This window comes from Thermoflexus sp. (assembly GCF_025055495.1).
Lineage (GTDB): Bacteria > Chloroflexota > Anaerolineae > Thermoflexales > Thermoflexaceae > Thermoflexus.
This window is the reverse complement of sequence record NZ_JANWXB010000258.1, coordinates 1-5708: the sequence shown is the minus strand read 5'-3', so window position 1 is coordinate 5708 and position 5708 is coordinate 1. Positions and strand designations below refer to the sequence as shown.

4 protein-coding genes are annotated in these 5708 nt (G+C 67.7%); all 4 read right to left on the bottom strand.

Annotated features, from left to right (window positions below; genetic code table 11):
- Positions 1 to 228 precede the first annotated feature (228 nt).
- The 4 genes from NZM16_RS08495 to NZM16_RS08480 all read right to left on the bottom strand — a co-directional run bounded on the left by NZM16_RS08495 (position 229) and on the right by NZM16_RS08480 (position 5149).
- Entirely contained in the window at positions 229 to 1191 is a 963-nt protein-coding gene (locus NZM16_RS08495) for a dihydroorotate dehydrogenase (RefSeq protein ID WP_295450011.1), read from the bottom strand.
- A 418-nt stretch (positions 1192 to 1609) separates the two neighbouring features.
- A complete protein-coding gene (gene pyrF, locus NZM16_RS08490; protein WP_295479923.1) occupies positions 1610 to 3004 on the bottom strand; it encodes an orotidine-5'-phosphate decarboxylase in 1395 nt (464 codons plus the stop codon).
- A gap of 14 nt (positions 3005 to 3018) precedes the next feature.
- Complete coding sequence (pyrB, locus tag NZM16_RS08485; protein WP_366946191.1) at positions 3019 to 3936, bottom strand: aspartate carbamoyltransferase; 918 nt, start codon at positions 3934 to 3936, stop codon at positions 3019 to 3021.
- Between the two features lie 139 nt (positions 3937 to 4075).
- Complete coding sequence (locus NZM16_RS08480; RefSeq protein WP_295479921.1) at positions 4076 to 5149, bottom strand: amidohydrolase family protein; 1074 nt, start codon at positions 5147 to 5149, stop codon at positions 4076 to 4078.
- Positions 5150 to 5708: the final 559 nt, after the last annotated feature.

The following is a 5708-nucleotide window of genomic DNA, read 5'->3' as shown; positions in this document are numbered from 1 at the left end:
TTCCAGCTCCCGTTTCAACGCCTCCCACTGGTCCGCCAGGGAGACCTCGGCTTCCGCCACGGCCGCCTCCGGAGGGGCCGGCGAAGCCTGTCCTTCTTCGGATGTTCCCGGTCGCTGAACGCCATGCTCCTCCACGGTTCCACCTCCATCCTCTAAGCTATCCAAGGCCACCGACAGCGTCTCGTAGCCGCGTATATTATTTTATCCCTTATCTCGGGCGAGATCCCCCTATTCTCGATGGGCCCGGCCGCGGATCTCCTGCAGGCATCGGCAGCCGTGGGCAGCCAGCCACTCTTCCATCTCCTGGCGGATGGCCCGGAAGACGCCCAGGCCGCGGTAGGCCACGGCAGAGCCCACGCCCACCGCCGTCGCCCCGGCCATGATCATCTCGATCGCATCCTCGCCGGTGAGAACCCCTCCCGTGCCGATGATCGGAATGCGCACCGCGCGGGCGATCTCGTAAACGCAGCGGATGGCGATGGGCTTCAGGGCAGGCCCCGAGAGCCCGCCCTCCCGGTTGGTGAGGATCGGGCGTCCGGATTCGATATCGATCACCATCCCCGGCATGGTGTTGACGGCTGTGATGGCGTCGGCCCCGGCCTCCTCGGCAGCCCGGGCGATGCGGCCGATGTCGGGGACGTTGGGGGCGAGCTTCGCGATCACCGGGCCGGGCACGGCGGCTTTGACGGCGGCCACGGCCTCGGCGGTGGCCTTCGGGCTGGCAGCGAAGATCTCGCCGTATTCCGCGGCCACGTTGGGGCACGAGAGGTTCAGCTCGATCATGTCGGGTTCCGCCGTCGCCAGGATCCGGGCGACCTCCACGAACTCCGCCACGCTGGCGGCGAAGACGCTGGCGATCAGGGGGACGCCCATCGCGGCCAGCTCCGCCCGGGCCTGGCGGAGGACCGCCGCCATCCCCTCGGCGCCCGGGTTCGTGAGGCCCACGGCGTTGATCAGGCCATGACCCCAATCGAAGAGGATCGGGCTTGGATGTCCCGCCCGGGGGTGCCGGGTGGCCGACTTGGCCGTGATCGCCCCGGCCCCCAGCCGGGCGATGCGGGCCATCAACGCCGCGCTGGTGCCGAGGATCCCCGAGGCCAGCACGAGGGGGTTCGAAAGACGGACGCCCGCGATCTCGCAGGAGAGATCTACGCGGGAATTCGATTCCGGAAAGAAAGCGGTTGCGTTCAAGGGGGCCTCCCGGACGGGCTCAGGGTGGAAAGGCCCAGGCGATGAAGGCTCAGGCAAATGGGCAAGTAGACGGGCACTAGCGTGCCCTACGACGAACGGATGGGCACTGACGTGCCCTACGACGAACGGGACGGGCACTGATGTGCCCTACTACGAACAAAGGCGCACTGATATGCTGCACTATGAACGGATTAGTCCTCGAGTGAGTAAGCGCTTCGGCGAGCTGGGCATCTGCGTGCCCCAGGCGGTGAACGCGCGTGCGAAGAAGCGTTTTGGATAGGCGGGCACTGACGTGCCCTACTACGAACGGACGGGCACTAATGTGCCCTACTACGAACGGATGGGCACTAATGTGCCCTACTACGAACGGATGGGCACTGACGCGCCCTGCCGCGGGTGGGCGGAGAGCGGCCTCGCCTCAGCGCGCTCCGCCTGCGAGTTCCGCCCGGACGCGGTCACGGGTTTCCGGGGAGATCCATCCCTCCGCGGCCAGCGTCTCTAACAGATCCGTCAGCGTGATCACCGCGTGCACCCGATAGCCCGCGGCCTCCAGCTCCTCCCGACCCCCCTGTTCTCGATCCACCAGGACCACGATATCGGTGACGCGCAGCCCGGCCTCCTCCAGGATCTGGATCGCCTCCCGCTTGCTGGCCCCCGTGGTCAGCACGTCGTCCAGGACCACCACCGTCTCCCCCGGGTGGAAGTCGCCTTCAATCCGCTGCGCGGTGCCGTAGGCCTTCGCCTCCTTCCGAGGATAGATCAGCGGCCGGCCCGTCTGCAGGGCAACGGCGGTTCCGATGGGCAGGGCCGCGTAGGGGAGCGCGGCCAGCCGGTCGAAGACCAGCCCCTCCAGAAGGGCCGCGTAGAGGTTCGCGACGGCCTCCAGGGTCCGGGGGAACGTCACCAGCCGTCGAAGGTCCAGGTAGATCGGCGAGCGCTGCCCGGATTTGAGGAGGAATTCCCCGAAGCGGATGCACCCTGTTTCAAACAGCCATCGGGCCAGGGCGCGGGCGGCGGCGGCCGATGGGCGCCCCTGCCCCCCGGCGGCCTCCTGCATGCGCTCCAGGAGGGAGCGGGCGGCAGCGCCGGGATCCGGGGCCTCCAGGATCTCGCGGGAGGCCGCGATCAGGGCGGGGGGACCGGCGAGGGCGACGGCCGTCGCGGGATCGCCTCCCTGGGGGCCGATCCCGGGGATCAGGAACCAGCGATCGGGCGCCAGGCGGCGCAGGGCGGCCAGGGCATGGGGAACGGTGGCTCCCACCACGAAGCCGACCCCTTCCCCCCCGGGCCAGCTCAGAACCCGCCGGGCCAGGGCTAGGTAGAAGGCTTCCCCCTGAACCGGGAGTTCCTGCACGGCCTCCGCGCCCGGGTTCGAGGTCCGGATCAGGAGGAAGATCCCCCGGCCCTCCCGGCTCCGGAACGGACGCAGCGTCTCGGGGCCGAGGAACGGGTTCAGCGTCACCGCGTCCGCGCGTAGGACCTCGAAGGCGAACTGGGCGTAAGCTTCCGCGGTCCATCCGATGTCGCCGAACTTCCCATCCAGGATCACAGGGATCTCCGGCGGGATCGCCGCCCGGACCGCGCGCAGGGTCTCCAGGCCGGAGGGGCCCAGGGCCAGGTAGAAGGCCAGGTTGGGCTTGTAGGCGGCGGCGACCTCCGCCGTGGCCTCGATGATCCAGCGCAGGAAGGCGAGGGCCGGATCCGGGTGCCGATGCGCCCAGGCCGGCAGGCGCGCGGGGGCCGGATCCAGCCCAACGCACAGGCCCAGCCGGGTTCCGCGCGTTCGTTCGTGGAGGCGCTCGAAGAATTCCATCGCCGGCTCTCCGCTCACGCTTTGCCCAGCACAGCGGCCAGCAGGGCCATGCGGATGTAGAGGCCGTTGGCTACCTGGCGGAAGTAAGCCGCCCGCGGGTCCCGATCCACGGCCGGGTCGATCTCCCCGACGCGGGGCAGCGGATGCATCACGATCATCCGCTCCTTGGCCCGTTTCATCAGCTCCGGTGTGATCACGTAGTAGTTCTTCACCTGTTCGTAGGCGCTGAGATCGGTGAAGCGCTCCTTCTGCACCCGGGTCACGTAGAGCACGTCCACCTCCTCGATCACGTCCGCCACATCATAGGTCTCATACGCGGGGATCCCCTTCGCGCGCACCTCGTTCATCAGGTCGAGGGGCAGCCGCAGGATCTCCGGCGACACGAAGGAGAGGCGGACATCATACATGGTAAGCAACTTAGTGAGGGAATGGACGGTGCGGCCGAAGCGGAGATCGCCCACCATGGCCACGTGGAGGCCATCGATGCGGCCCAGCTCCTCCTGGATGGTGAAGAGATCCAGGAGCGCCTGGGTGGGGTGCTCCCCGATGCCGTCGCCGGCGTTGATCACCGGCACCTCGGCCACTTCGGCGGCGATCTTCGCCGCGCCCACTTCCGGATGGCGCAGCACGATCACATCCGCATACTGCTCCAGGGTTTTGATCGTGTCCTCCAGGGATTCCCCCTTGGCCACCGAGGAGAACTGGACGCCCTGGGTGATCGGGATGACGCCCCCGCCCAGCCGCTCCATCGCCGCGATGAACGAGGAGCTGGTCCGGGTGCTGGGCTCGTAGAACACACAGGCCATCACGTAGCCCTTGAGGAGGTCACAGGCCCCCACGCGGCGCACCAGCTCGCGCATCTCCTCGGCGACGTCGAAGAGATAAGCCAGGTTCTCCCGATTGAACTGGGAGACCGAGAGGATATCCTGCATGTAAAAGCCGTTGTGCGGGTTGACGGGCTCCCGCCGGATCGAGCCATCCCACTGAAACAGTCGTGGACGGTTGACCATCGTTCGCCTCCTTCTTTTTTTTGGGGGTGCGGAGCGGGGGGCCGCAGGCCTCCCCGATTTTTCAGCGTGAGTCCAGACCGGCGAACAGCACGCGCCCGGAGCCCGGGGGCGCGTGGATCGTTCCCTCTTCGAAGACCACGCGGCCCCACAGCACTGTCCGGCGCACCCGCGCCCGAACCGTCAGGCCTTCGAAAGGCGTCCAGCCGCACCGAGTGAAGAGCCCTTCCCGGGAGAGGGTCCACGACCCTCCCCACTCCACTTCCACCCAGGTCTGGGGCGGCTCCAGAAGGCCGTAGATCCGCCGCGGGCCGGTGGCCGTCAGCCGAACCGCCTCCTCCAGGGACAGGCGGCCTTCAGCGACGGCGGTGAGCAGCAGCGGCAACATGGTCTCCAGGCCCGGCACCCCGGGCGGAGGATGCGGCCCCTGTTTCTCCTCGATGGTGTGCGGGGCGTGATCGGTCGCCACCGCGTCGATCACCGGGAGGTTCGCCCAAAGGGCTTCCTGGTCGGCCCGCGAGGCCAGCGGCGGCCGCATCTGGCCGAACGGGCCGAGGCGGGGCAGATCCTCCTCGGTCAGGAACAGGTGATGGGGCGTGACCTCGCAGGTGACCGGGAGCCCGCGTTCCTTCGCCCGGCGGATCAGGAGGATCTCCTCCCGGCGGCTGACGTGGCAGAAGTGAACCGGCTTGCGGAAGAGGGCGACCAGCCCCAGCACCATCGCGGCGGTCCGCCCTTCCGCATGGACGGCGATGGGGCGAGGCCCCGGCCAAGCCTGGAAGTGGCGCAGGATCGCGGGCAACGCCTCCAGCCGCAGCGGACCGTAGGTCTCGTCCAGGTAGAGCTTCAATCCGGCGGCCTGGGGGGCCACGGAGGCGACGATCTCGGCGTTCTCCGCTGTGCCGCCGAGGAAGAGGCCCACCTCGCAGCGGGCCTTCGCCCGGGCGAGCCGCACGGCTTCCTGAAACGTTGTGGGATCGGCGAGGGGCGGGCGGGTGTTGGGCATCGCCAGCACCGTCACCACCCCGCCAGCCAGCGCCGCCGCCGTGCCGGTGGCGAAATCCTCTTTGTGCGTGTCCCCCGGCTCCCGCAAATGCACGTGGATGTCCGCTGCTCCGGGCAAGCGGAGGATGGTCATCCTGGCTTCTCCCGTAGGGAGGATGTTCCGGGTCATCATCCCGGCCCCTCGACCCTCGGGGGCGCAAAAAACGGGATCTTCCTCTGGGAAATCAAGATCCCCTCTCTTCTCGCAGCCCTCCGGACCCTTCGGAAGGGGAAAAGCGTTCGTTCCGCCTGGGAAGGGATTCCCGCTGGAACATCCCGAGAGCCCGGTATAAAAAAGGCACCGGGAGCGAGGTCGCCAACCCGGTGCCTGGAAAGCCGGCTCTCCGCCCCACCGGCGGATAGAGGCCGATGGGGCCCTCGGGATCGAATATGGGAAGAGAACCTGAGGAAGTCCCGGCCCATGCCGGGATTCTATGTTGCCACAGAGGGGACGATTTGTCAAACGGGTGGAGGAGATAGCGCTTTCCGGTTTTCAGGGACGGATTTTTTGTGGGGGTGCGGGGCGGGGTGGATTACCGGTGAATGTGTTTTGCTAAAGAACACGCGACGAAGTGTCCGATCTGGAGGCTGTTTGTAGTAGGGCACTTTCAGTGCCCGTCTGTTTGTAGTGCTTTGTCCAGTTATAAACTGGG